Source organism: Nocardiopsis sediminis, assembly GCF_042650565.1.
Taxonomy (GTDB): Bacteria; Actinomycetota; Actinomycetes; order Streptosporangiales; family Streptosporangiaceae; genus Nocardiopsis_B; species Nocardiopsis_B sediminis.
Window position 1 is genome coordinate 683253 of the sequence record NZ_JBHSBH010000015.1, and the last position, 24424, is coordinate 707676.

A 24424-nucleotide genomic window follows, 5' to 3' on the forward strand; every position below is an offset into this window, starting at 1 on the left:
CCGTCGGCGGACTGACCTTCGCCTTCCCTCTCTGATCAGCCGTGGCGGCGGCCTCCCAGGTGGCGGGCGAGGAAGTGCTCGGCCGCGCGGTGGGAGGCGATCGTGTTCTCCGGGTTCACGAAGTCGTGGCCCTCGTCATCGAAGACGATGTACTCGACCTCGACCCCGCCGGCGCGCACCGCCTCGACGATGTTGTCGGACTCCTCCTGGACGACGCGGACATCGTTGGCGCCCTGGACCACCAGCAGCGGCGTGCGGATGTCGGCGACCCGTCTGATCGGCGAGCGGGCCAGCATGTCCGCCTCCTGCTCGGGGACCTCGGGGTCGCCGACGTAGCGGTACCAGTTGTTGACCAGGCCCGGCTTGGCGCCCTCCGGCAGGTTGCGCATGAAGTTCGCCAGGTTGGAGATGCCGACGAAGTCGACGGCCGCCGCGAAGCGGTCCGGTGTGAAAGCGGCGCCCACCAGCGCCGCATAGCCGCCGTAGGAGCCGCCGAAGATCGCCACCCGCTCGGGGTCGGCGTAGCCCTGGGCCACCGCCCAGTCCACGGCGTCGATGAGGTCGTCGTGCATCGCGCCCGCGAACTCACCGATCGCGGCCTGGGTGTGGGCCTTGCCGTAGCCGGTGGAGCCGCGGAAGTTGACCTGGAGCACCGCGTAGCCGCGGTTGGCCAGCAGCTGCACGGTCGGGTTGAAGCCCCAGGCGTCGCGGGCCCAGGGGCCGCCGTGGACCAGCAGCACCATCGGCAGGCCTGAGGGCTCCACCCCAACGGGCAGGGTGAGGTAGGAGGGCAGCGCCAGCCCGTCGCGGGCGGTGATGGTCACCGGTGTCATCGGGGCCAGCGCCTCGGGGTCGAGGCCGGGGTAGGGCCGGAACAGCAGCCGGGACTCACCGGTGGAGTGGTCGTAGAGGTAGGTGGCCTCGGGGTCGCGGTCATGGAAGAAGCTGACGACCCACCGCTGTCCGCTGGTGTCGCCGGACAGTTCGCCGACGTCGCCGTCGGACAGCTTTTCCAGGTCGGCCAGCACCTCGGCGAAGTGCGGGTCAAGGGCGTGAATGACCTGGCGTTCGCCGAGGTAGCGCACCCCGAGCAGCTCCCCGGTCTCCCGGCCGAGGATCAGGGGCGACTCGGCTTTGGCGGCGGTGCGCAGCGATACGGCGAGTTCGGCGTCGGGGTGGGCGTCGACCTCGGTCTCCTCGCCGGTGGCCAGATCGATGCGCACCAGCCGGGTGAGGTCGCGGTCGCGGTTGGAGTCGATCCACATCGCGGTCCTGTCCGGCGTGAGCTGGGCCAGGGACATCCCCATCGGGTAGTCGGCGCCGTCGAGCACCAGCAGCCGGTGCAGGTCCCCCGTCGCGGGGTCGCGGCGGGAGATCTCGAGGTCGCCGTCGGCGTTGAGCGCTGTGGCGAGCAGCTCGCCGTCGCGGCCCTGGAACCAGCCCTTGCCGGGGCCGGGGCTCTGGGCCAGCAGGGTGAGCTCTCCGGTGGCGATGTCGAGCTCGTGGAGGTCGAACTCGGCGGTGTCGCGGGCGTTGAGGTAGAAGGTCACCTTGCCCGGCCGGCCGTGGGACGGCTGGACGCCGATGGCGGTGGCCCCGGGGAACGGGGTCAGGTCGACGGCCGCGGCGCCGGGGGCCTCCAGGTCGGCCCGGAACAGGTGCCAGTTCTCGTCCCCGCCGTCGTCTTGGAGGTAGAGCAGCCAGCGCGGGTCGTCGGTCCACAGGAAGTTCCGCACGCTGCGGACCTCGTCGGCGGTCACGCACCGCGGCCCGGTGCCGTCGTCGAGGTTCTGGACCCAGACGTTGAGCCGGTTCTTCCACGGCGCCAGGAACGCGATCCGGGTGCCGTCCGGCGAGATCGACGCGCCGGTCCGCTCCGGCGGGCCGAGGAGGTCCTCGACCGGGATCATCTCGGGCAGGGCCATGTCGTTGTCTCTCTTCCGGGATCGATGAAGCGGGCGGTGGGAACCGGGAGACGCTGTGGGATCTCGTGGCGTCGCCCTGCCGTCGATTCCATCGGTCGCCGCGCCCGCACGGCAGTGGGGCCACGTCACCACCTCGCCCGTAGGTTCGTCAGGGTGAACTCATGACGTGGTGTCACTGGTGGCGCGACGGGGCGCGTCCGTGCCGCCGCCTCGCAGTACACGGCATGGCCGGGTCCGGCCGGCCGGCGCCGCCGCACCCCTCGGCGATTGGTGACCAGCATCACATCGCCCGCATTTGAGTGTGCCGCAGCGGCACGGCCTTTCATGGCTTCCCGTCGCTTCGCACCCCTGAACACGGTGCGGAGCGATACGGAACCGACCGAGCCGCTGATCGCCATGTTCAACGCCACCGAGCGCTTCCTGGCGCAGCACCTGAGAGGACGGAAAGACCATGACCGGCCAGGACCTCACCCACGGCTCCACGTACGAGACCATCCGGCCTGAGCCGCCCGTCGGTCCCGAGCAGCCCGTCGCTCCCGAGCAGCCCGGGTCCGGCAAGAAGGGCAAGGGCACCCTGTCGACGATGATGTACGCGTCGATACCGGTCGTGGTCTTCGCGACCGCCGTCGGCTTCGTCGCGCTGCCCATCGCGATCGGGATCTCCATCGCCGTCGCCGTGGCCGTCGGCGTGTTCCAGATGATGCGCGGCGACACCTTCGGGAACGCGATCGGCGGCGTCATCGGCGTCGCGGTCGCCGGGGGCATCTCCGCCTGGACCGGATCGGCCAACGACTTCTTCCTGATCGGCATCTGGGCCGCCCTGATCGGGGCCGTCGTCACCCTCGCCTCGCTCATCATGCGCCGGCCGCTGACGGGTGTCATCTGGAACGCCATGCACGGCAACGACCGGCCCTGGCGCGAGGACCGGCCCACGCTGCTCGCGCACGACCTGGCCACGGCCGCGGTGACCCTCCTGCTCGCCGGCCGGTTCATCGCCCAGCAGTGGGCCTACCTGTCCGACTCCACCAGCCTGCTGGCGTTCGCCGACATCGCGACGGGCACCCCCGTGACCGCGGTGGCCGGGGTGGCCGTCTTCTGGGCGTTCCGCCGCTCCACCAAGCGCCTCATCAAGAACGCCGACGCCCGAAACACCGCTCAGGCCTGACTCGGTCGGCGTCGGCGGAGCCGTTCGGCCCTTCGGTGGGTTCGAGCGCACCGGGGCGGAGCGCGGCCCCGATGTCGTTCACAGGCGGGGCCCCGGCCACCGGCCGGGGCCCCGCCCCTTCATCGCGTGGATCAGGTGCAGCTGGTCCGAACCGCCGACGCCACCACATGGGCGTTGGTGTCCTGGCCATCGACCTGATCGGCCCCGCGGTTGTTGAGCTTCACGCTGAGCGTGTCACCCGGCGGGGAGTACTGGCCCACGTGGACCCAGGACCCCTTGTCCTCGACCTGGTTGACCCGGAACGAGCCGAAGGGCTCGCTCGTGGCCGGGTCGGCGGAGGGGTGGACCTGGTAGTAGGCGGGGACGCCGCCCACCCACCGCGGGCTCTCGGCCTCAGGGATGTGCACGTAGATGTCGCAGTTGGCACCCGTGAAGCCGATGTTGAACGTCCAGAAGGAGTACGGCTCGCTGGGTGCGGCCGGGTCCCCCGAGACGGGGATGGCGTGCCATCGTCCGTCGCAGTTCTGCTCGGTGTAACCGCCGTCGAACCCGAAGGCCCAGCTGTCGGTTCCGTCGCCCTCCCAGAACTCTCCGGACGTGCCGTAGGCGATGCGCTCATCAGGCGCACAGCCCACACCCGCGACCGCCTCATAGCGGGGTTCGGGAGCCGGCGGAGGCGGGGGCTGCTCCGCCGGCGGCTGCTCCGCGGGAGGCTCCTCCTGGGGAGGTTCCTCGTCGCGGACCGCCTCGTGCTGCGGCTCCTGGGGTTCCTCCCGCTGAGGCTGCTGCTCCTCGGCAGGCTCCTGGGGCCGCTCCTCCTGAGGCCGCTGCTCCTCAGCAGGCTCCTGCGGACGCTCTTCCTGAGGCCGCTGCTCCTCGGCGGGCTCCTGCGGACGCTGCTCCTCAGCCGGCTGCTGAGGCAGGCGGTCCTCGAGCCCCTCGGGGATGTCGCTGGAGACCATGGGCCCCGGCGCCATCGGCGCAGCAGGCGCATCCGACGCACCGTCCGCGTCCTGGGCGGCGGGTTCGTCGCCCTTTTCAGCGGAGGAGTCGTCGTCCTCGTCCCGGTCGTTCCCGGACCCGCCGGAGCCGGCCAGCGGCACGGCGCCATCGGTGTTGCGATCGGACAGGCCGCCGGACTCCCCGTCGGCCTCCGCGTCCTCATCCTCGGCGGAATCGGAATCGGAGGAGGAGTTGGAGGAGGAGTTGGAGGTGGAATCGGACTCGTCGCCGCCCCGGCCATTGCCGGACGCCGAGGAGCCCTCTTCCTCCTCTTCCTCTTCCTCGTCGTCACTGCCGAACAGGCCCCAGCCCGAGAACCAGTCGTCACCGGAGGAGCCCGACGACCCCGGCGAACCGGAGCCTTCACTGCCCGGCGTATCGCCCGGGTCGCCCGATCCCGCACTGGAGGAACCGTCCGAGCCCGAACCCGAACCCGCGGAGTCCCCGGAGCCCGGGTCCTCCTGCTCGCCGGCGGCGCCCTGCTGGGGCTGCTCCTGAGGCTGTACCTCGGGAACATAGCCGGTGTCGGGCGCCGGCTCGCTGTCCACACCGGTCGGCCCGGCTGCCGATGACCCCGAGGGCGGACGCTCCTCGGTCGCGGTCATCGCCGAGCCCGATGCGTCACCGTCGGGCCGCACCATGTACCCCAGCAGACCCTCCTGGTCCACCGGATCGATCGACGTGGCGACCAGTCGCTGCGAGGTCTCGTTCACGGCGAAGGGGGTGGCCATGAGCACCACACCCGCGATCGCCGCGAACGCCAGCACCGGACGGCCGGGCCGGCCGAGCCGGTCCCGGGCATCCGCCTCGGCGGCTGCGGCACCCGCGGCAGCAGGTGCCGCCGCGGCGGCCGCCGCCTCCTCGCGTCCGGTATCGGCCGTCTCCGTGCCGGCCTCGGCCGGAGCCGCCTCGGTGGCGCCCCCCGCCGGTGCCGGGGGGTCGGCCTGTGCCGCGGCCGGACGCTGTTCCGGCTCGGGGCGCAGGCTGGCCGGGACGACGGGGATCGGCTGGGAGATCGGCCCGCTGGATGCGGACGACGGCTCCGGTGCCGGACCCGTCCCGCCGACCTGGCCGGAAGGCGTTCCGGAGGCTGCGGCGTCGGCACGCCCCAGCGTCCCGTTGGTGAGAACCGAGGGGGTGCGGTCTTCGGCGCCGGCCGCGCCGACGTCCGCGGGAGCACGGTCCGTTGCCCCACTGTCCGCTCCGCGGGGGGCGGCACCGGAGTCCGGGCCGTCTGCGGGAGCGGATGCGCCCGGTGCGGGCGCGTCATGGTCGGCCGCCGCAGCGTTCCCGGCCGCAGAGCCGGGATCGCGGGCGGCCTGTGCTGCGGCGGGATCAGCGTCGTCGCCATACGCATATGTCGGCGACGACGCGTCCCTTCCGGCAGCTTGCTCTGCCATATCTCACTGGTCCTTTCATTTTTCCCTCGGGGGATAAGGACACCCGGGCCGCCCCTTCGCGCTCTTAGGAGGTCGCGAATGAGGCAGGGGAGGTTGCCGGCACGGCCGAGCCTCCATTCCCTGCCGCTTCGGCGAGGTACCGGGGACGCCCGGGACCATGCATCGTGATCATCCCCGTGGCCGCTGCGATCGTCCCCGTGGCGAGTTGGTTCGGAGTTCTCCGGCTCACCGGATGCGGGGGCCGCCGGTGGCGTGCCGTTCAGCGCGTCGACGACGGCGTTCCGCAGTTCGGGGGTGGCAGCGTGACCGGGGGGCAGGTTCGGCCCTCGGAATGCGGGGGGTGATCACGAATAGCAGACGCTACAGCGCCGGTGTCTGTTTCGTCCATTACGTGCGGTGACGCTTCGGTATCCATTGCGTCTCCACGAGACGCTCGCGACGGCGGCCCCGCTCGCGCAGCGGGACGGGTCCGTCGGGGACCGGCGCCGGGGCCGGCGCACGGATGCTTCAGAGGCGTGCCGAGTGCCCCGGCGGCAGGTCGGCGGGTGTGGCTCCGGGCGGGCCGAGGAGGATGTCGCCCATCTCCGCGGCGACCGCGTTGAACAGGTCCGCGTCGAGTGCGGTGGCGTCCGTCGCCAGGTGGAGCGGGGTGCCGGCGCGGGCGATGAGCTCGGCGAATCCGGCGGGCGAGGAGATGTTGATGGCGCGGGCGCCGTCGGCACCCGCTGCGATCGCGTGGGGGACGCTCAGCGGGATGGTGAAGAAGTCCCCCGAGCGCAGGGTCACCTTCTCGTCTCCCGCCCACACGGTCAGCGAGCCCTCGGAGACCCAGAGGCGCTCCTCGTACCTGGTGTGGGCGTGCAGCGGTGTGGCCGCGCCGGCGGGCATGAAGGAGTCCGTCACGTCGTGGCGGCCTTCGGTCTCCTCCGACGAGGTGAGGATCGAGATCCGCAGCTCCTGGCCGAGGACGTACTGGCGGTCGGGATGGGCCGGGTTGGTGGACAAGGACGGGAGGTGGCTCATTGGTTCTCCTTCACCAGGGCTGCCTGCGCTACTGCGGGGACATGGCAGGCGGGCACGGCAGCCGGAACGGCGCGAGCGGTAGCATGGCGCTCAACAATGATTAGAGGGACCCTATATCGAAAGTTGGTGCCGTGCCGCCCAAGGGTGCCGACCACCATGACGATGCGTCCGCGCAGCAGCGTGCGCACCGCCCCTATCACTCACCGGGCCGCGCGAGGGCGGCTGCGGGGACCCGCGGAGCGATCCTCGACGCGGCGACGCGGCTTTTCGTGGAGCACGGGTACGCGGGCGTCACCGTCGCCGAGATCGCCCGTGAGGCGGGGGCCGCCGTCCCCACGGTGTACGCCAGCACCGGCGGCAAGGGCGCCATCCTGACGATCCTCATCGAGGAGGGCATGCAGAGCTCCGCGTCCGAGGAGGCACTCGCCGCTGTGGGCCGGTCGAGCGGACCGCGCGAGGCGCTCGCGGCGGCCGCCCGCGGTACCCGCCTGGACAATGAGAGGCACCACCGCCTCGTCCGGGTCATGGTCAGCGCGGCGGACGCGGACGAGTACGCCGCCGCGGCGCTCGCCCGCGCGAACCATGCCTACCGCGAGGCCCTCGCCGCCGTGGCGCGCCGGCTCGGTGAACTGGACGCCCTGCGGCCCGGCCTCACCCTCGGACGCGCCACCGACATCCTCTGGTTCTACCTCGGCCACCGCTCCTGGTACGAACTGGTCGTCGAACAGGGCTGGCCGTGGGAGACGACGGAGCACTGGCTCGCAGAGCAGATCACGGCGGCCCTGGTGCCCGCGTCGGGCACGGTCACGGGTCACGCCACCGACGACCGGTGACACCGGACCCCGGGGAGCGGCACGCGGCCGGTCCCCGCTCTGTCAGTCCGCGTCCCTCCCGGCCGGCGCCGCCTCCTCCGCTTGCTGAGTCGCCGCCCAGCTGGCCAGCATCGTGAGCCCATCGGCGCCGGGGCTGTCCGGGGGTGCCGTGTAGACGTTGAGGGTCAGCCCCGGCTCGGAGGGCAGGTCCATCGACTCGAAGAAGAGGTCGAGCCGGCCCACGACGGGGTGGCGCAGGCGCTTCTGTCCGCTGCGGTGGAACTGCACGTCGTGGGAGGCCCACCGCTGCCGGAAGACCTCGCTGCGCGTCGACAGCTCGCCGACCAGCGCCACGAGCGCCTGGTCGTGCGGGTCGCGGCCCGCTTCCAGGCGCAGCATCGCGGCGGCGTCGTTGGCGACGCGCTCCCAGTCGACGAAGAACTCGTGCGCCGCGGGGTCGAGGTAGATGAACCGTGTGGTGTTGGCCGGCCGGCGGGGGTCGGCGAGCACGGGCGCGTACAGGGCGCGGCCCAGGCGGTTCATGGCCACGATGTCGTGGCGGCCGTTGCGCACCCAGGCCGGGGCATCGGTGATGGCGTCGAGCACCTGCTGGACGGCCGGCCGCACACCGGTCGGCGGGGTGCGTCGCGGGCGGCGGGCGGGGCCCGCTGCGCGGGCGAGGGCGAAGAGGTGGTCGCGTTCGGCCTCGTCGAGGTGCAGGGCGCGGCCCAGGGCGTCCAGCACGCTCTCGGAGGCACCGGCGAGGTTGCCGCGTTCCATGCGGATGTAGTAGTCGATGGAGACCCCGGCGAGCATGGCGACCTCTTCGCGGCGCAGCCCCTTGACGCGGCGGTTACCGCCGTAGGCGGGCAGCCCGGCCTGCTCGGGCGTGATGCGTGCCCGCCGGGAGCTGAGGAACTCGCGGATCTCGGCGCGGTGGTCGGCCTGGCTCATCTGCCCAGGTTAGGCGCTGGTCCGGGCGTGAGGGAGGTAGTGGCGGTACCCCGAACGACAGGCTCTCCCTGCCTGTGATCCGCCACAGTTGACTGGGCGGCATGAGAGCCACCTACATGTACGGGGCCGGCGACGTGCGCGTCGTCGAGGTCCCCGATCCGCGGATCCAGCTGCCCACCGACGCCGTGGTGCGCGTGGTGCGGGCCTGTGTCTGCGGGAGCGACCTGCACCCGTTCCACTCGCTGCCGGCCACCCCCGAGGGCACCCCCATGGGCCACGAGTTCGTCGGGGTGGTCGAGGATGTGGGCTCCGAGGTGTCGACCGTGGCCCGCGGCGACGTGGTCATCGCCCCGTTCGCCTGGTCGGACGGGACCTGCGAGTTCTGCCGCGCGGGGTTGCAGACGTCCTGCCTGCACGGCGGCTTCTGGGCGGCCGGCGGGATCGGCGGGGCCCAGGCGGAGGCGGTGCGTGTCCCCTTCGCCGACGGCACCCTGGTCACGGCCCCCGTCACCGAGGACTCCGGCCTGCTGCCCTCGCTGCTGACCCTCTCCGATGTCTATGGCACCGGCTACCACGCCGCCCTCAAAGGCGGTGTGACGCCGGGCAGCACGGTCACCGTCGTCGGCGACGGCGCGGTCGGCCTGCTCGCCGTGCTCGCGGCGCGCCGGCTCGGAGCCGAGCAGATCGTGCTGATGGGCCGCCACAAGGCGCGCACCGATCTCGGGCGCGAGTTCGGCGCCACCGACGTCGTCGCCGAGCGCGGCGAGGAGGGCATCGCCAAGGTGCGCGAGCTCACCGGCGGTCAGGGGAGCCCGATCGTGCTCGAAGCGGTCGGCCACATGCCCGCCTATGAGCAGGCGTTCGGCGTCGTGCGCCCCGGCGGCGTGATCAGCCGGGTCGGCGTGCCGCAGTACGACCAGGCATCGGTCGGGTTCACCAGCCTCTTCGGGCCCAACATCACCCTCACCGGCGGACCCGCACCGGCCCGCGCCTACATCGAGACCCTGATGCCCGCGGTCCTCGACGGCACCGTCGACCCGGGCAGGGTCTTCGACCACACCGTCGCGCTGGACGACGTCCCCGAGGGCTACCGGGCCATGGACGAGCGCACGGCGCTCAAGGTCCTCGTCCGGCCCTGACCGTCCGGGCCGGCCTGGCAGGAAGGCGGCGCGCCGGGCCGGTGCGCCTCCTAGACCTCGACCTCCGTGCGGTCGCCGGACCACAGCCGGTGGAAGGTGCCCGGCTTGTCGACGCGCTTGTAGGTGTGCGCGCCGAAGTAGTCGCGCTGCCCCTGCACCAGGGCGGCGGGGAGCCGGTCGGCGCGGATGCCGTCGTAGTAGGACAGCGACGACGAGAACGCCGGAGCGGGGATGCCCGCCCGGGCCGCCGCGACGACGACCCGGCGCCAGGCGGCCTGGCCGCGGGACAGGGCCTCGGTGAAGTAGGGGGCGGTCATGAGCAGCGGCAGGTCCGGCTCGGCCGCATACGCGTCGGCGATGCGGTTGAGGAACTGCGCGCGGATGATGCATCCGCCCCGCCAGATCTTGGCGATCGCACCCGGGTCGATGTTCCAGGCGTGCTCGGCCGCCCCGGCGCGGATCTCGTCGAACCCCTGCGAGTAGGCGACGATCTTCGACGCGAACAGCGCCAGCCGTACGTCCTCGATGAAGCCCTCCGTCTCGGTAGCAAGGGACGGCTCCTGCGGACCGGGCAGGTCCGCCGCCGCGGCGCGCTGCTCGGGGTGCGAGGAGAGCGAGCGGGCGAAGGTCGCCTCGGCGATGCCCGACACCGGCACGCCGAGGGAGAGCGCGGTCTGCACCGTCCATGCGCCGGTGCCCTTCGCTCCCGCCTGGTCGAGGATGACGTCGACCAGCGGCTTCCCGGTCTCGGCGTCGGCCTGGCGCAGCACCTCCGCGGTGATCTCGATGAGGTACGACTCCAGGTCGCCCGTGTTCCATTCGGCGAAGATCTCGGCGATCTCGGCCGGTGACCTGCCGGTGCCGCGGCGGATGAGGTCGTAGGCCTCGGCGATGAGCTGCATGTCGGCGTATTCGATGCCGTTGTGCACCATCTTCACGAAGTGGCCGGCGCCGTCGCGTCCGACGTGGGTCACGCAGGGCTCGCCTTCGGCGACGGCGGCGATCGACTTCAGGATCGGGCCGAGGGTGGCCCAGGACTCGTCGGAGCCGCCGGGCATGATCGAGGGGCCGGTGAGGGCGCCCTCCTCGCCGCCGGAGATGCCCGCGCCGACGAAGTTGACCCCCGTCTCCCGCACCGCCTTCTCGCGGCGGATCGTGTCGGGGAAGTAGGCGTTCCCGCCGTCCACGATGATGTCGCCGGGCTCGAATACGCGCAGGAGCTCGTCGATGACGGCGTCCGTCCCTGCGCCGGCCTTGACCATGATGATCGCGGTGCGCGGCTTGCTAAGGCGCGCGGCGAACTCCTCGTAGGTGGACGCCGGGACGAACCCCGCTTCGGGATGCTCGTCCAGCAGCGCCCGGGTCTTCTCTTCGGTGCGGTTGAAGACCGCCACCGTGTTCCCTTCGCGGGAGGCGAGGTTGCGGGCGAGGTTGGACCCCATGACGGCGAGCCCGACGACTCCGACGTTCGCTGTGCCGGCGGCGGCACCGCCCGTTGCGGCGTCCACGTCCATAGCTCTCACTTCTCCTCCAGGGTCGGCGGAGGGAGGCTCTCGATCGCGGTCGCGACGATCGTCTCCCCGTCTTCGCATAACTCCACGTACTACCCACGTCGTCCGGTTCGAGCTGCGCCCGGATGCGAATGCGCGGGGGCGTACGGGCGGCCGGCCGCCCGCGTCTCTCATCGGACGATGGCGCGCAGGAGTTCCAGGCCGATCTGGGCGAGGTCGTGCACGTCGATGCGGTGATAGACGTACCGGCCGCTGCGTTCCGACCGGAGCAGCCCGGCCGACCGGAGTTTCGACAGGTGCCGTGAGACCTGCGGGCGTGTCATGTTCGTGCGGCGCGAGAGGTCCGATGTCGTGATCGCTTCGTTCACCAAGTGGCGGCACAGGGCCAGTCGGCTCGGATCGGACAGGATCGTCAGCCGCTGCTGCATTTCGTCGATCGACGGGGGCTGCCTGCGCCAGGCCACCGGGTAGTGCACCACGACCGGGAAACCGGGCTCCCCCCGGATGATGACGTGCGGCCGGCCGTGAATGGTCGGAATGAGGAATGTGCGGTTCCCCCGGAGGGCGACGGTCAGGTTCTGGAGCTTGTCGAAGCGGACCGCCCTGCCGTCCTGTACCGGCTGCGCGGCCGGGCTGACCGATGAGATCAGCTCGGCGAGGGAGAGCCCGCTCAACCGCGATCGGGTCTGCTCGGCCTCGTCCCGCAGCCGCGGCCGGACACGCCCCCACTCTTTCGCGAAGAACTCCTCCACGCAGTCGGTCAGCGTCCGGACGAGGCTGTTCCGGAAATCGTCCGGATCGTCCAGCAGGAATCGCGCCAATTCGCCACGCGAGAACGACCGCGATTCACACGCCGCGATGAATTCGCCCGGCCGGGTGACCGCCTGTTGCGGGTCGAACGCCCCGCCTTGGATCGAGTACGCGGCGGCTGCGATGAATTCCGGATCGGGTAATCGCGCCACCCGCCCGATCTCGTCATCAACGCTCGCGTCGAGCGGCGCGCACAGCGGCAGCAGCAGGCGGCAGCGGCGGCGGGCCCAGAGCGGGGCGAACTCCGTGAGTCGCTGCCGCAGCTCCCGCGACAGGGACTGGCCGGTCTGCACCAGCCACGGCCGGGAGTCGAGGTGGTGGTCAGGCTCGGCCAGCGAGTGCAGGCACGCCTGAAGCTCCGCGATCGGCGACGTTCCGACCGAGACCTTCGAGCTCTCCGCCCCCACCAGGTCGAGCAGTACCGGCACGTCCCCGACCGTACCCCACTGTTGACGACCTCGCGGTAACAGTCCCGCTCCGACCTGCGGATCCGGTCTAGCATCCCGGGTCATCAACGGACCGACGATGTGAAGGAGCGCCCGTGGCCGGCAGTCCGGACGGAGACGACACCTGGCAGCACGTGCCCGAACCCGGCGCCGGCCGGCGCCGGGTGGTCCTGGTGCCGATGCGCGACGGGGTCGACCTCGTCGCGGACGTCTACGCGGCGGAGCCGGACCCGGGCCCGCGTCCGGTCCTGCTCGAACGCACGCCCTACGGCAGGCGGAAGGCGCGCGGCTCCGACGGTGCCCTGGGGTCCTGGAACCCGCCGCCGCCCGAGGCCGTCTGCAAGCGGTTCGTCGACCGCGGCTACCACGTGGTCAGGCAGGACTGCCGGGGGCGGGGCGACTCCGGCGGCGAGTTCGTCAAGTACCTCAACGAGGCCGAAGACGGCTACGACACGGTCGAATGGATCGCGGCCCAGCCGTGGTGCGACGGCCGGGTGGCCACGATGGGGGTGTCCTACGCCGCGCACGTCCAGACCGCGCTCGCGTCGCTGGGGACCCCCCACCTGTCGGCGATGTTCCTCGACTCCGGCGGTTTCGCCAGCGCCTACGAGACGGGGGTCCGGCTGGGCGGGGCCTTCGAGCTCAAGCAGGCGACCTGGGCCTTCGCCAGGGCGAAGACCAGTGCGGCGACGCTGGCCGACCCGGTGCGCCACGCCGCGCTGGAGGCCGAATCCATCGAGGAGTGGTTCAGGCACCTGCCGTGGCGGCGCGGGCACTCGCCCCTGCGCCACGCACCCGAGTACGAGGGCTACCTGTTCGATCAGTGGGAGCACGGCCGGTTCGGGCCGTACTGGCGGCAGCTGGGCATCTACGGCCGGGGGCACTTCGACCGCTTCCCCGATGTGCCGAGCCTGCACATCTCCAGCTGGTACGACCCCTATATCCGGACCGCGATCGAGAACTTCCGTGAACTCGGCGGGCGCAAGACGAGCCCGGCCTACCTGGTGCTGGGGCCGTGGACGCACGGCAAGCGCAGCTTCGCCCACGCCGGCGATGTCGACTTCGGCCCCGAGGCGACGCTGGACGGCAACCTCGCGACCGACTACGCGGAGTTCCGGGCGGACTGGTTCGACGCGCACCTCGCCCCGGCGCCGTCGGAGGATCCGGCGGTGCGCTACTTCCGCATGGGCGGCGGGCCGGGCGGCCGCAACGCCGACGGCCGCCTCGAGCACGGCGGCGGCTGGCTCACCAGCTCGACCTGGCCGCCCGAGGAGGCCCGCGCCGCGGAGTTCTTCCTCAACGCGGACGGCAGCCTGACGTCGCGACCGCGCTCCCCCGCCGGGTACCTGGAGTACGACCACGATCCGCGCGACCCGGTGCCCACGATCGGCGGTCAGGTGACGTCCGGTGAGCCGGTGATCGCGGGCGGCGCCTTCGACCAGCGCCCCGACGGCCGGACGTTCTCGCTGTCGGAGTCGCGTCTGCCGCTGGACGCCCGGCCCGACGTCCTCACTTTCGAGACCGATCCGCTGGATCGGGACGTCACGGTGGCCGGCCCGGTCGTCGCGCGGCTCGCGGTGTCGTCGACGGCGGCCGACACCGACTTCACCGTGAAGCTGATCGACGTCCACCCGCCGAGCGCGGACTACCCGGGCGGCTTCGCCATGAACCTGACCGACGGCATCCTGCGCTGCCGCTACCGGGACTCCTTCGAGGCGCCGTCACCCCTTGAGCCGGGGCGGGTCTACGACGTGACGGTCACCGCCCCCGACACGGCCAACCTCTTCGTCCGCGGCCACCGGATCCGGGTCGACATCGCCTCCAGCAACTTCCCCCGGTTCGACGTCAACTCCGGCACGGGGGGCGCGGAGACGGCCGACCGCCGTCATGTGGTGGCGACGAACCGGGTACTCGTCGGCGGGCGCTCCACGGTCACGCTGCACCTCATCACGGAGGTGGCGCCGTGAGCACCGGCAACGGCGCCGGCGCCGGGTTCACGCTCGCGGCCGTCGGCGATCTCGTCCTCGACGACGACGTCCTGACCCCGCGGCTGGAGGCGACCGCCCCCGGCCTCCTCGCGACCCTGCGCGGCGCCGATGTCACCATCGGGAACTTCGAGACGACCGCGATCGACTTCGACCGCTTCGGCGGGTGGCCCGAGGCCGAGCCCGGCGGATCCTGGCTGGTCACCTCGGTCCGCAGCGGAGCCGATGTCCGGGCGATGGGCATCGACATGGTGTCGCGCGCCAACAACCACGCCACCGACTGGGGCGTGGCCGGCCTGCGCTCCACCAGCGCCGTCCTCGACGCGGCCGGCGTCCTGCACGCCGGGGCCGGTGAGTCGCTCAGCGCGGCGCGTGCACCGCGCTACACGACCACCCGGCGCGGGCGCGTCGCGCTCGTATCGGCCGCGACCCGCTACCAGCCCATGTCCTTGGCCACCGACCCGTTCGGGATCGTGCCCGCGCGCCCGGGGATCAACGGGCTGCGCACGAAGAAGTGGTTCGCCGTTCCCCCCGGCGAGCTCGCGGCCATGGCGTCGATCCGCGACGGCCTCCCGCCGGCCTCGATCCACCCCGCGGCCCGCGAAGCCGACGCGCGGGACGGCTCCGTGACGCTCGGCGGTGCCGCGTTCATCTCCACAGCGGCCACGGGCGGCCGCTCCGGGCCGCACTGGAGCGTCGATACCGAGGACGTCCGCGCCCTGCGCCTCAGCGTGCGGCAGGCGAAGCAGAACTCCGACGTCACTGTGGTCGCCCTGCACACCCATGAACCGGGCAATTACAGCGACGAACCGCCGCCGTTCCTGCATCGGCTCGCGCATGCGGCCATCGACGAGGGAGCCGATGCCGTCCTCGGACACGGGCCCCACCGGTTGCGCGGTATCGAGGTGTACCGCGACCGGCCCATTTTCTACTCGCTCGGGAACTTCATCTTCATGCAGAACCGGCAGTTCCCCCTGACGCGCGAGGCATGGCAGCGGGCCGGCCTGGACCCGTCGGACCACACCCCGGGCGAAATGCTGGAGAAAAAGCGAATCAACGGCCCTTTCGCCGAGGAAGTCTGGTACGAAAGCGCCGCCGTCACCGTTTCCTTCGACGGCCGGCGCCCGCGCGGCATCACGATCCACCCGGTGACGCTCACCTTTGACACGCGCCGCCATTCCGACCGGGGAACACCGAGAATGGCGGACGCGGCCGCCGCAGAGCGCATCCTCGACCGGCTCCGGGCGCTTTCAGCGCCATATGGCACAGAAATCCTCCTTGACCGGAGTCAAGGAACGATCCGCATCGGCAGATGAACGCCGACCTCGGCAGAGGAGCAAGCGAAAATGAACTCCACCTCAGACCAAGCGCATCGATCCCAGCGGCTCACCCGGTTCTTGGACGGTGTCGAGCGCGTGGGCAACAAGCTGCCGCACCCGTTCTTCCTGTTCTGGATCCTGTTCATCGTCGTCGCCGTCATGAGCGCGGTCATGGCCGCAGCCGGGGTGTCGGTCACCGACCCGGCCACCGGTGACCCGGCCCCGGTCAAGAACGCACTGTCCGTCGGCGCCGTCCGCGAACTCATCCTGGGAACCGAGGAATCGTTCCTGACCTTCGGCCCGCTGGGCACATTGCTGATCATCATGATCGGAATCGCCGTCGCCGACCGCGCGGGCCTGCTCGAATCACTCGCCCGGCACGCTTTGGCCCGCGTCAATCCCGGCTACGCCGTGTTCGCCGTGTGTCTGGCCGGCGCAATGTCGAAATTCCTGTCCTACAGTGCCTATGTCATTCTGATCCCGCTGGCCGCTCTCATCTTCAAAGCGGTCGGGCGCTCACCCATGCTCGGCATGATCGTCGGATTCCTGTCGATCAACGCGGCCGGCGACGCGAACCCGTTCATCGCCGCGAGCGATGTCGTCTTCGCCGAGATCGCCACCCAGGCCGCACAGATCGTCGATCCGGACGCGGTCGTCCGCCCCACCGACAACACCTACTTCACCACGGTCTCCGCGATTCTGCTCGCGATCGTGCTCACCGTGGTGACCGAAAAGGTCCTCTCGAAGCGCGAGCACGAACTCGTCCCCGACAGCGACGCCACCGGCCCGACCGCCGGCGGCGTGTCGGGCGCCGTCCCCGATGCGGTCGAGGTGCGGGCGCTGCGCTGGACCGGCGTCGCCGCCGCGGTCTTCGCCGGTCTGCTGGTCGTGGGGATGATCCCGGCCGGCTCCCCCCTCCGCGGCGAGAACGGAGCCATCCTCGACTCCACCCTGTTCAACGGCATCGCCGTCGTCCTCAGCCTGTTCTTCCTGGTCATCGGGTCGACCTACGCCTACCTGACCGGCAGGCTCACCGGCTCTGCGGATCTCCCCGGATTCATGGCGGACGGGATCAAGTCGATCGCTCCGCTGCTCGTGCTCTTCTTCGCGGTCTCGCAGTTCCTGGCCCTGTTCGAATGGACCGGCATCAGCACCGTCGTCGCCGTGTGGGGCGCAGGGGGTCTGGAGGAGCTCAACGCCCCGATCTTCATCGTGCTCATGCTGCTCATCGGCGGCATCGCGCTGCTGAACCTGCTGATCACCAGCGGCACCGCGCTATGGGCACTGATCGCCCCTGTCGTCATCCCCATGACCCAGCTGATCGGGGCCCACCCGGAGACGGTCATGGCCGTCTACCGGATCGCGGACTCCTGCACCAACTCCATCACCCCGATGAGCGCGACGTTCGTCCTCACCGTCGGCTATCTCCAGACGTACCAGAAGAAGGCGGGGATCGGCACTCTGGTGTCGTTCACCCTGCCGGCCGCTCTGGCGATGATGGCGGCGTGGACCGCCCTGTTCGCGATCTGGTACGCCCTGGGCCTGCCGCTCGGCCCGGGAGCGCCCGTCCGCTGACCTCCGGGGGGGGCGGGCGCCGCCGGGTGTGGCGGCGTCAGCGCTCGGCGGGCGCCGGCGGGAGGATGCCGCTCAGCGCTCGCAGTGCGGGTCCGTAGCCGTGGTCGGGCGGGGTGGAGTAGCCGATGACGAGGCCGTCGTGGGCGGGCATGGTGGCGGCGGGGTGGCGGAAGCCGGCGAGCCCGTCCAGGGCGATGGAGTGCGCGGCGGCGGCCTCGACGGTCGACCGCTCGGTTCCGGGCGGCAGGCGCAGTACCGCGTGGAGGCCGGCCGCGATGCCGGTGGGGGTGATGTGCGGTGCGTCGGCGGCGAGCGTGGCGAGCAGGCGGTCGCGGCGGGCGCGGTAGTGCTGGCGCATGCGGCGGATGTGCCGGTCGTAGTGGCCGGAGTCGATGAAGTCGGCGAGGGTGAGCTGGTCCACGACGCCCGCCCAGGCTTCCCGTTCGCCCTTCGCCGTCAGGACGGGGGTGATGAGGTGCTCGGGCAGCACCATCCAGCCGAGCCGCAGGGCGGGTGACAGGCTCTTGCTCAGCGAGCCGAGGTAGACGACCCGTTCGGGGTCCAGGCCCTGGACCGCGCCGACCGGTTCCCGGTCGTAGCGGAACTCGCCGTCGTAGTCGTCCTCCAGGATCAGGGCGCCGCGGGCCCGGGCCCAGTCCACCGCGCCGGCGCGCCGCTGCGGGTGCAGGGGACCGCCGGTGGGGAACTGGTGTGCCGGTGTGAGCAGTGCCGCCCGCACCCCGTTGAGGTCGCCCAGTTCGCCGGTGCGGGCGCCGCGCTCGTCGAGCGGGAGCGGGACCGTGCGGACGGCGGCCGCCTCCAGGATTGACCGGTGGAAGGCGAGCCCGTAGGACTCCACCGCCAGCGGGCCGCGCAGGACCCCGCCGCCGAAGAGCAGCCGCAGCGTGTGGGCGACACCGGAGCACACCACGATCCGCTCCGGTGTCGTCCGTACGCCGCGGGCACGCGCCAGGTACTCGGCCAGCGCCCGGCGCAGTTCGGGGCGGCCGTGCGGGTCGCCCGGGCCGAAGGCGTCGTTGGGCGCGGCGCCCAGCGCGCGGCGGGCGGCGGCCAGCCAGGCCGAGCGGGGAAAGGAGGCGGCGTCGGGCTGCCCCTGCCTGAGGTTGTGCGCCGGCGGCGCCGCACGTGCGGGCGCCGGCTCCGGCGCTCTGGGCGCCCGGGCGGGCCGGGTGCGGGGCGCGACCTTCGTGCCCGAGCCCTGCCGGGCGACCAGCCACCCCTCGGCGACCAGTTCGGCGTAGGCCTCGGCCACGGTGTTGCGTGCGAGCCCGAGGTCGGCGGCGAGCGAGCGGTACGGCGGCAGCCGGGTGCCCGGCGTGAGCCTGCCGTCCCGGATCGCCGCCCGCAGCGCCCCCATGAGCACCGCGCGGCGGCCACCGGACTCCGCCAGCTCCAGGTGCAGGTCACTGCCGAGCCGCTCCGCCAAATTGACCCATGAATCTGCCACGAAAATGAACTGTATCAGGGGTCTTTTCGGCCCATAGCGTGGTGACCACGGCGACGAGAACACCGGCACCGGCACCGGCACGGTCCACCGCGCCGCCGCCCGATCCACGCGAAGGAAAGACCATGAACGCTGTGAACACCCTGCCCTCGATCGTCCGCGGCCGCGTCCTGCTGCCGGGGGACCCCGCATTCGACGACGCCCGCCGCCCGTGGAACCGGGCCGTGGAGCAACCGGTGGCGGCCGTGGTCGAGGCGGCCGATGCCGACGACGTCGCGGCGCTCGTCCGCCACGCCCGCTCCGCCGGGCTGGGCGTCGCCGTCCAGCCCAACGGGCACGGGGCCACCGGCCGCACCGACGGCACGATCCTGCTGCGCACCGGGAGGCTGGACACCCTGCGGATCGACCCGGCCGGGCGCCGGGCCCGCATCGGGGCGGGCGTGGCGTCGGGGCTGGTGCAGGCGGCCGCCGCCCGGCACGGGCTGACCGGCCTGCCCGGCAGTTCCCCGGTCGTCAGCGTCGCCGGTGTCGCTCTCGGCGGCGGGCTGAGCTGGTTCGGGCGCGCGCACGGCTGGGTCGCCGACAGCGTGACGGCCTTGGACGTCGTCGATGCCGAGGGACGGCAGCGCCACGTCACCGCCGAGACCGACGCGGACCTGTTCTGGGCCCTGCGCGGCGGGGGCGGGGACTTGGCCATCGTCACCGCCCTGGAGACGGCGCTGCACCCCGCGCCGCGACTGTACGGCGGCCGCGTCCTGTGGAGCGCCGAACACGCGCCCGAGGTGATGGACGCCTTCCGGCGGATCACCGCCACGGCCCCCGAGGAGCTGACCGCCTGGCTGGACCTGCTGCACTTTCCCGGCGCCGACCCCATGGTCGCCTTCGACACCACCTACCTCGGCGACGAGGCCGAGGCCCGCGCCCTGCTCGGCCCACTGAACCGGCTGCCCGCGCCGCTGTCGGACGGCAGGCGGGTCCTGCCGGTCTCCGAGCTGGGCACCATCACCGCCGAACCCACCACCCCGGGCCCGGGGCTCTCCCGCGGCGAGCTGCTGACCGGACTGGACGACATCGCGGCCAAGACGCTGCTCGCCGACCCCATCGCCCCACTCATGACCGTGCAGATCCGCCACCTGGGCGGCGCGCTCGCCCGCCCGTCCGACTCGCCGCACGGCCCGCTGACCGAGCCCTACGCGCTCTACATGTTCGGCGTCCCCGCCGACCCGGCGACCGCCGAGGCCGTCACCGCCCGGCAGCGCGCGCTCGCGCAGGCCCTGCCCGTCAGCGGCCGCAAGCCGCTGACCTTCCTCAACCCCGGCGAGACCGCGGCCGACGCCTTCACCCCCGCCGCCCTCGCCCGGCTGCGCGACCTCAAGCACCGCCACGACCCGCACAACACCGTCCGCGGCAACTTCCCGGTCCGGAGCTGACCCGCGTGCGCGCGTGTCAGGCGTATCGGTAAAGGCACCCTGCCCTATTATCGAAATGATTTCCGGGGAGAGGGGTGTGGTGGATCGTGAGCCTGCCGAGAGACGTCCGCGCAGGGCCGGGACGCCGGGGGATCCGCCATTATCCGCCGGATATCTACCGGGGAAACGGCGGCGAGGTCAGCGCATGGCTGCGCCCGAGCTCGACGGAGCCGGATCTGACCATGGGCGGCGGCGAGAAGTGCGAGTTCATCGCCACGGGGTCGGACACGAATGGCCGATTCGGGGTATACCGATGGACGTTCGGCGAGGATGAGACCGGGCCGGAAGCGCATTTCCACCGCTCCATCACCGAACAATTCTATGTGCTTTCCGGCGAGGTCCGGCTCTACGACGGCGAGACGTGGGTGACGGGCCGCGCCGGCGACTACTTCTATGTGCCCGAAGGCGGTATCCACGCCTTCAAAGGCGGGGGGTTCGCCTCGATGCTGCTGAGCTTCGCGCCGGGCGGGCCGCGCGAGGCCTACTTCGAGGCGCTGGCCGCCGGCGGGATGTCCCCGGACGACGATCGCCAGGAGTTCATGATCCGGCACGACAACCACTTCCTCGACTAGGCCTTCCGCCGTGGGTCACGCGCGTCGCACCGGTCCCCGATCGGCAGCTCCCCTGGCTCCGGGCGGGGCGGCCGCATCGGTGCCGCGCGGTGGCGGAGCGGCCGCCGATGCGCCCGGCTTTCGGGGGATTGACGCACCGTCAACGTGAAGTTACTGTCGCGTAAATTACCGGCCGGAAACACCGGCCGGTAACCCCGCCCCCACGGAGGTACACAGTGCCCCGCATCTCCCCCAAACCCGCCGGAGTCCTCCTCGGCGCCCTGGCCCTGACCGCGCTCGCGGCAAGCCCCGCCGCCGCGGCCGAAGGCCAAGTGGACGGCACGATCTCGGCCGAAGGCCAGTCGTGCAGCTGGACCGACGGGGTCACCAGCGACCAGGCCCCCAACAACCTCACCGTCGACCGGGCCAGCATCAACCCGTCCGATGGCGGCAACCTCACCTGCGACGGCAGCACCACCGCGACCCTCAACAACGACCCGAACGTGACCTTCGACGACTCCGCGGGCACCCTCACCGCGGACCTGCTGGACATCTCCGTGACGCTGGTCGGCGTCACCTGCCGCTACCAGGCGACCGACGTGTCGGCACAGCGCGACGCCGACACCCGTACCTACACCACCACCGCCGACATCCCGCTGTACGAGGGCGGCATCCTCTGCCCCGACCCGGCGTCCGTCGACGCCAGCTTCACCTTCCGCTGATCGCGCCCCCGACGCGACGACGGTGATCCCCCACTGATTCCTCCGGCCCCAGCAGCGCGAACCCGACGATCACCCACGGTGATCAGGTCGCGACTTTCGGGGTCCGGTCCCAGTGGCTCCGGCGGGCGGGGTCCCGAAAGGGGTCCCGCCCGCCGGCTCGATGCGCTCCCGTCCTGGAACCCCTCCCCCTGGCGACCAGGCTCCCGGCGGGATGCTCTCCGGCCGGGCTACTCCCGGTCCCTCGCCCGGTACTTCGCCCCTTGCTCCCCCGCATCGGCGGCGATCCGCTGGAGCGCGGCGACGTGCCCGGACAGCGCCTCCCGGCCGGCCCGGGTGAGGTTGAGCCACGTGCGCGGGCGCTTGCCGACGTAGCCCTTCTTCACTTCCACATAGCCCGGCTTGCCCAGCGCACCGACCTGTTTGGACAGTGCCGAGTCCGACAACCCGACGGCGTCGCGCACGTAGCCGAACTCCGCCCAGTGCGTCGCCGCCAGCACCGAGACGATCGACAGCCGTGTCGGGTCCAGCAATACCTGATCCAGTCCCCCGCGATCGGCCACGGTGCTACGCCTTCGGTCCGCGCGCCGCGCGGTCGAGCAGCCGGCCCCAGAGCGGTATCGTCGCGACGACCACGACGCTGCCGATCGTGGCCGGGTAGGGCACCTCCCAGATCCGCAACGGGATCAGGACCACCGCGAACAGGGCGCCCAGCGCGAGCATCACGAGCGGCCGCACCACCCTGGCGCGGGCCGAGATCTTGGGCGTGCGCCGGTATCCCAGCGCGGAACCCGCGCGCTTCCAGCGCGGCAGGAACGTCAGAAGCAGGACGGCCGCGGCGAGCACGTAGAGCAGCGGTGTGCCCAGGTCCGATCGCAGATCCGAGGCGACGCAGACGCCGATGGCCAGCGCCCCGATCGCCCACAGCGTCCACTTCGGATGCGCGTCCGAGCCCGACGCCTGCTGCCGGCGCTCGGTGACCTCGTGCAGGGCGCCCGCGGCTTCCTCGGGCGACAGCTGTGATCCCATGTCGAAAACTCCCTCACGTTTCTCCGCCAGGACGGCGAGCGCCACACGAACGTCGGCGCTTGCCTGCGGGCATGTACTTGCCTACAAGGAAAGTACATGACACTTTCCCTTCAGGCAAGTACATGCCCATGGGCAAGAGTTGCGGCCGCGCAGGGGGCGTCGCGGTCGAGCGCCTGCTCGATCGCCGGGGTGAGGCGCCGGTTCAGCTCCGGCGTTCGGCCTCGACGAGGGCGAGGACGCGGTCGCGTTCGCCGCGGCCCCAGGTCTCCCGCGTGAGGAGAATGCCGACGAGGCCGATGACCGCGGCGCCCATGTACAGCAGAGCGGCGCCCGGCCAGCCGAAGGCGCCGGCCAGTGCCGCGGCGAGGAGCGGGGCGAAGCCGCCGAGGGCCGCTGCGATCTGGTAGCCCAGGGAGGCGCCGGACGTGCGGACCGCAGTGCGGAACTGCTCGGTGAGCAGCGATCCCTGGGTTCCGGTGAGGGCCGCATGGATGACGCCGATGCCGATGACGAACACGGCCACGACGAGCGCGGGGCGGCCGTCGTTGGTGAGCAGGTACATCGGGAAGGCGAACAGGATCGCGGCGATACAGGCGCCGATGTAGATCGGGCGCCGGCCGATCCGGTCGGTGAGCGTCCCCGCGAGGAAGGTGACGAAGATGGCGATGATGCTCGCGGCGGTGATCGCGCCGAGGGCCAGCGGCCGCAGCGACGGGTCGCGTTCGGTGAGGTAGTTGAGCAGGTAGGTCGCGGTGGAGTAGTAGGCGAAGGATTCGACGATGCGCAGCGCGATGACGCGGAGGATGCCGCGCCAGTCGTCGCGGAGCGTCGCGACGAGGGGGTTCTTCTCGGTCGCCCCGCTCACCTGCGCCTCCTGGAACTCCGGTGATTCGGAGAGCCGGGAGCGCACGATCAGCGCCACGATGACGAGGACCGAGCTGAGCAGGAACGGGGTGCGCCACGCCCAGTCGCCCTCAAGGCCGGCGCAGAGCGCGAACATCCCGCTGGAGAGGGCGATGCCGAAGGGGTTGCCCGATTGGGGGATCGCGGCGTACATGCCGCGCCGGTGCCAGGGCGCGTGCTCGTAGGCCATCGTGATCGCGCCGCCCCATTCCGCGCCGAAGGCGAGGCCCTGGATCATGCGGATGACGGTGAGCAGGATCGGGGCGAGCACCCCGATCTGGGCGTAGGTCGGCAGCAGGCCGATGACGAAGGTCGCCGCGCCCATGACGATCATGGCTCCGACGAGCACGGGCTTGCGTCCGAACCGGTCCCCCAGGTAGCCGCCGATCGCGCCGCCGAGGGGGCGCATGACGAAACCCACGGCGAGGGTGGCGAACGCGAGCAGGGTCCCGGCGAACCGGTCGCTCTCGGGGAAGAACACCGCACCGAAGTAGAGGGCGGAGGCGGTGCCGTAGGCGATGAAGTCGTAGTTCTCGACGCTGGTGCCCACGGCCGCGGCGACGGCGGTCTTGTTGCGGTCGGCCGAGCCGAGCGGAGAGCGCCGCGGGGTGGCGGCGGGGGATGACGGCAAGGGGGGTTCCTTTGATCGGGCCGGACCCGGCCGGTCAGCTGCCGGGGGTGAGCAGGTCGAGGGCGTTGAGCTTGGCGACGCGGCGGCGGGTGTCCTCGTCGTCGTCGAACGTCGCGTCGAGGAACTCCCGCACGATGTCGGCGACGAGCGCGTGCGGGACCAGCCAGGCGCCCATGGCGATGACGTTCGCGTCGTCGTGCTCGACGGCCTGGTGCGCCGAATACGGTTCGTGGGCCAGCCCGCACCGGATGCCGGGGATCTTGTTGGCGGCCATGATCGCCCCGGCCCCGGTCCCGCACACGAGGATCGCGCGGTCGGCGGTGCCGTCGAGTACGGGGGCGCAGGTGGCCTGGGTGATGTCGGGGAAGTCGACCGGGTCGGTGCCGTGCGTGCCGCGGTCGACGACGGTGTGGCCGAGGGCCTCCACGGCGCGGCGTACCGTGTCCTTGAGGGGGAAGCCGGCGTGGTCGGCGCCGAGTGCGACTCTGATGGGGGTGCTCCTTCCGGGGTGCCGCGGCGGGCCTGCCCGACCGCTGGGGAAACGCCCTTGTTGTCCCCTTTTCTTGATCATTCGAACCCAGCGCGTTCCGT

Annotated in this window: 20 protein-coding genes; 9 read left to right on the top strand and 11 right to left on the bottom strand. The window is 71.9% G+C overall.

What is annotated here, in order from left to right; translation table 11 throughout:
- Positions 1-35: 35 nt before the first annotated feature.
- Positions 36-1925, bottom strand: coding sequence for a S9 family peptidase (locus ACFOVU_RS25525; protein ID WP_378537648.1), 1890 nt, complete (start codon positions 1923-1925; stop codon positions 36-38).
- 451 nt (positions 1926-2376) lie between these two features.
- Here ACFOVU_RS25525 and ACFOVU_RS25530 point away from each other — a divergent pair, with 451 nt between their 5' ends.
- Complete coding sequence (locus tag ACFOVU_RS25530) at positions 2377-3090, top strand: DUF3159 domain-containing protein (RefSeq protein WP_378537650.1); 714 nt, start codon at positions 2377-2379, stop codon at positions 3088-3090.
- A 131-nt stretch (positions 3091-3221) separates the two neighbouring features.
- Here the strand turns inward: ACFOVU_RS25530 and ACFOVU_RS25535 are convergent, their stop codons facing one another.
- Together ACFOVU_RS25535 and ACFOVU_RS25540 are read right to left on the bottom strand one after the other, a co-directional pair.
- Complete coding sequence (locus ACFOVU_RS25535) at positions 3222-5492, bottom strand: hypothetical protein (protein WP_378537652.1); 2271 nt, start codon at positions 5490-5492, stop codon at positions 3222-3224.
- Positions 5493-5999: 507 nt separating this feature from the next.
- The gene (locus ACFOVU_RS25540; protein ID WP_378537654.1) at positions 6000-6515 is read right to left on the bottom strand and encodes a cupin domain-containing protein; all 516 of its coding nucleotides are present in this window, start codon (positions 6513-6515) and stop codon (positions 6000-6002) included.
- A gap of 131 nt (positions 6516-6646) precedes the next feature.
- Between ACFOVU_RS25540 and ACFOVU_RS25545 the strand changes: the two genes are divergently transcribed.
- Entirely contained in the window at positions 6647-7348 is a 702-nt protein-coding gene (locus ACFOVU_RS25545; RefSeq protein WP_378537656.1) for a TetR/AcrR family transcriptional regulator, read from the top strand.
- Positions 7349-7390: 42 nt separating this feature from the next.
- Here ACFOVU_RS25545 and ACFOVU_RS25550 read toward each other — a convergent pair whose 3' ends face one another.
- Positions 7391-8281, bottom strand: a complete 891-nt coding sequence (locus tag ACFOVU_RS25550) for a helix-turn-helix transcriptional regulator (RefSeq protein WP_378537658.1) — start codon at positions 8279-8281, stop codon at positions 7391-7393.
- 101 nt (positions 8282-8382) lie between these two features.
- Here ACFOVU_RS25550 and ACFOVU_RS25555 point away from each other — a divergent pair, with 101 nt between their 5' ends.
- Positions 8383-9420 (top strand): zinc-binding dehydrogenase, encoded by a 1038-nt coding sequence (locus ACFOVU_RS25555; protein ID WP_378537660.1) that lies wholly within the window; start codon positions 8383-8385, stop codon positions 9418-9420.
- 50 nt (positions 9421-9470) lie between these two features.
- Here the strand turns inward: ACFOVU_RS25555 and gndA are convergent, their stop codons facing one another.
- The gene (gndA, locus tag ACFOVU_RS25560; protein WP_378537662.1) at positions 9471-10934 is read right to left on the bottom strand and encodes an NADP-dependent phosphogluconate dehydrogenase; all 1464 of its coding nucleotides are present in this window, start codon (positions 10932-10934) and stop codon (positions 9471-9473) included.
- Between the two features lie 167 nt (positions 10935-11101).
- On the bottom strand, positions 11102-12169 hold the full coding sequence (locus ACFOVU_RS25565) for an ArsR/SmtB family transcription factor (RefSeq protein ID WP_378537664.1): 1068 nt from the start codon (positions 12167-12169) through the stop codon (positions 11102-11104).
- A 113-nt stretch (positions 12170-12282) separates the two neighbouring features.
- On the opposite strand from ACFOVU_RS25565, the gene ACFOVU_RS25570 reads away from it, so the two are divergent.
- Genes ACFOVU_RS25570 through ACFOVU_RS25580 form a run of 3 tightly spaced genes read left to right on the top strand, consistent with a single transcriptional unit; the run spans position 12283 to position 17066 of the window.
- Entirely contained in the window at positions 12283-14154 is a 1872-nt protein-coding gene (locus tag ACFOVU_RS25570) for a CocE/NonD family hydrolase (RefSeq protein ID WP_378537666.1), read from the top strand.
- Entirely contained in the window at positions 14151-15488 is a 1338-nt protein-coding gene (locus ACFOVU_RS25575) for a CapA family protein (protein ID WP_378537668.1), read from the top strand. The genes ACFOVU_RS25570 and ACFOVU_RS25575 overlap by 4 nt, the downstream gene beginning before the upstream one ends.
- 30 nt (positions 15489-15518) lie before the next feature.
- Positions 15519-17066 (top strand): AbgT family transporter, encoded by a 1548-nt coding sequence (locus ACFOVU_RS25580; protein ID WP_378537670.1) that lies wholly within the window; start codon positions 15519-15521, stop codon positions 17064-17066.
- A gap of 37 nt (positions 17067-17103) precedes the next feature.
- Here the strand turns inward: ACFOVU_RS25580 and pdxR are convergent, their stop codons facing one another.
- Entirely contained in the window at positions 17104-18534 is a 1431-nt protein-coding gene (pdxR, locus tag ACFOVU_RS25585; protein ID WP_378537672.1) for a MocR-like pyridoxine biosynthesis transcription factor PdxR, read from the bottom strand.
- A 122-nt stretch (positions 18535-18656) separates the two neighbouring features.
- Here pdxR and ACFOVU_RS25590 point away from each other — a divergent pair, with 122 nt between their 5' ends.
- The 3 genes from ACFOVU_RS25590 to ACFOVU_RS25600 all read left to right on the top strand — a co-directional run bounded on the left by ACFOVU_RS25590 (position 18657) and on the right by ACFOVU_RS25600 (position 21273).
- Positions 18657-19961: an FAD-binding oxidoreductase gene (locus ACFOVU_RS25590; protein ID WP_378537674.1), complete on the top strand. Its 1305-nt coding sequence runs from the start codon at positions 18657-18659 to the stop codon at positions 19959-19961.
- A 74-nt stretch (positions 19962-20035) separates the two neighbouring features.
- Entirely contained in the window at positions 20036-20572 is a 537-nt protein-coding gene (locus ACFOVU_RS25595) for a cupin domain-containing protein (RefSeq protein ID WP_378537676.1), read from the top strand.
- 215 nt (positions 20573-20787) lie between these two features.
- Positions 20788-21273 carry a hypothetical protein gene (locus tag ACFOVU_RS25600; protein WP_378537677.1) on the top strand — a complete coding sequence of 162 codons (486 nt, stop codon included), beginning with the start codon at positions 20788-20790 and terminating at the stop codon, positions 21271-21273.
- Positions 21274-21500: 227 nt separating this feature from the next.
- On the opposite strand, the gene ACFOVU_RS25605 is transcribed toward ACFOVU_RS25600, so the two are convergent.
- From ACFOVU_RS25605 to ACFOVU_RS25620, 4 genes are all read right to left on the bottom strand, one after another.
- A complete protein-coding gene (locus tag ACFOVU_RS25605; RefSeq protein ID WP_378537679.1) occupies positions 21501-21803 on the bottom strand; it encodes a winged helix-turn-helix domain-containing protein in 303 nt (100 codons plus the stop codon).
- A 34-nt stretch (positions 21804-21837) separates the two neighbouring features.
- Positions 21838-22299: a hypothetical protein gene (locus ACFOVU_RS25610; RefSeq protein WP_378537680.1), complete on the bottom strand. Its 462-nt coding sequence runs from the start codon at positions 22297-22299 to the stop codon at positions 21838-21840.
- Between the two features lie 202 nt (positions 22300-22501).
- Positions 22502-23833 carry an MFS transporter gene (locus ACFOVU_RS25615; protein WP_378537682.1) on the bottom strand — a complete coding sequence of 444 codons (1332 nt, stop codon included), beginning with the start codon at positions 23831-23833 and terminating at the stop codon, positions 22502-22504.
- A 34-nt stretch (positions 23834-23867) separates the two neighbouring features.
- Positions 23868-24404: an RpiB/LacA/LacB family sugar-phosphate isomerase gene (locus tag ACFOVU_RS25620; protein ID WP_378537684.1), complete on the bottom strand. Its 537-nt coding sequence runs from the start codon at positions 24402-24404 to the stop codon at positions 23868-23870.
- Positions 24405-24424 lie beyond the last annotated feature (20 nt).

Bases quoted from the DNA above. Each gene is read 5' to 3' on its own strand.
- ACFOVU_RS25530 (WP_378537650.1), top strand. From the start codon at position 2,377: ATGACCGGCCAGGACCTCACCCACGGCTCCACGTACGAGACCATCCGG.
- ACFOVU_RS25540 (WP_378537654.1), bottom strand. From the start codon at position 6,515: ATGAGCCACCTCCCGTCCTTGTCCACCAACCCGGCCCATCCCGACCGC.
- gndA (WP_378537662.1), bottom strand. From the start codon at position 10,934: ATGGACGTGGACGCCGCAACGGGCGGTGCCGCCGCCGGCACAGCGAAC.
- ACFOVU_RS25620 (WP_378537684.1), bottom strand. From the start codon at position 24,404: ATGATCAAGAAAAGGGGACAACAAGGGCGTTTCCCCAGCGGTCGGGCA.
- ACFOVU_RS25590 (WP_378537674.1), top strand. From the start codon at position 18,657: ATGAACGCTGTGAACACCCTGCCCTCGATCGTCCGCGGCCGCGTCCTG.
- ACFOVU_RS25610 (WP_378537680.1), bottom strand. From the start codon at position 22,299: ATGGGATCACAGCTGTCGCCCGAGGAAGCCGCGGGCGCCCTGCACGAG.
- ACFOVU_RS25525 (WP_378537648.1), bottom strand. From the start codon at position 1,925: ATGGCCCTGCCCGAGATGATCCCGGTCGAGGACCTCCTCGGCCCGCCG.
- ACFOVU_RS25550 (WP_378537658.1), bottom strand. From the start codon at position 8,281: ATGAGCCAGGCCGACCACCGCGCCGAGATCCGCGAGTTCCTCAGCTCC.
- ACFOVU_RS25535 (WP_378537652.1), bottom strand. From the start codon at position 5,492: ATGGCAGAGCAAGCTGCCGGAAGGGACGCGTCGTCGCCGACATATGCG.
- ACFOVU_RS25555 (WP_378537660.1), top strand. From the start codon at position 8,383: ATGAGAGCCACCTACATGTACGGGGCCGGCGACGTGCGCGTCGTCGAG.
- ACFOVU_RS25580 (WP_378537670.1), top strand. From the start codon at position 15,519: ATGAACTCCACCTCAGACCAAGCGCATCGATCCCAGCGGCTCACCCGG.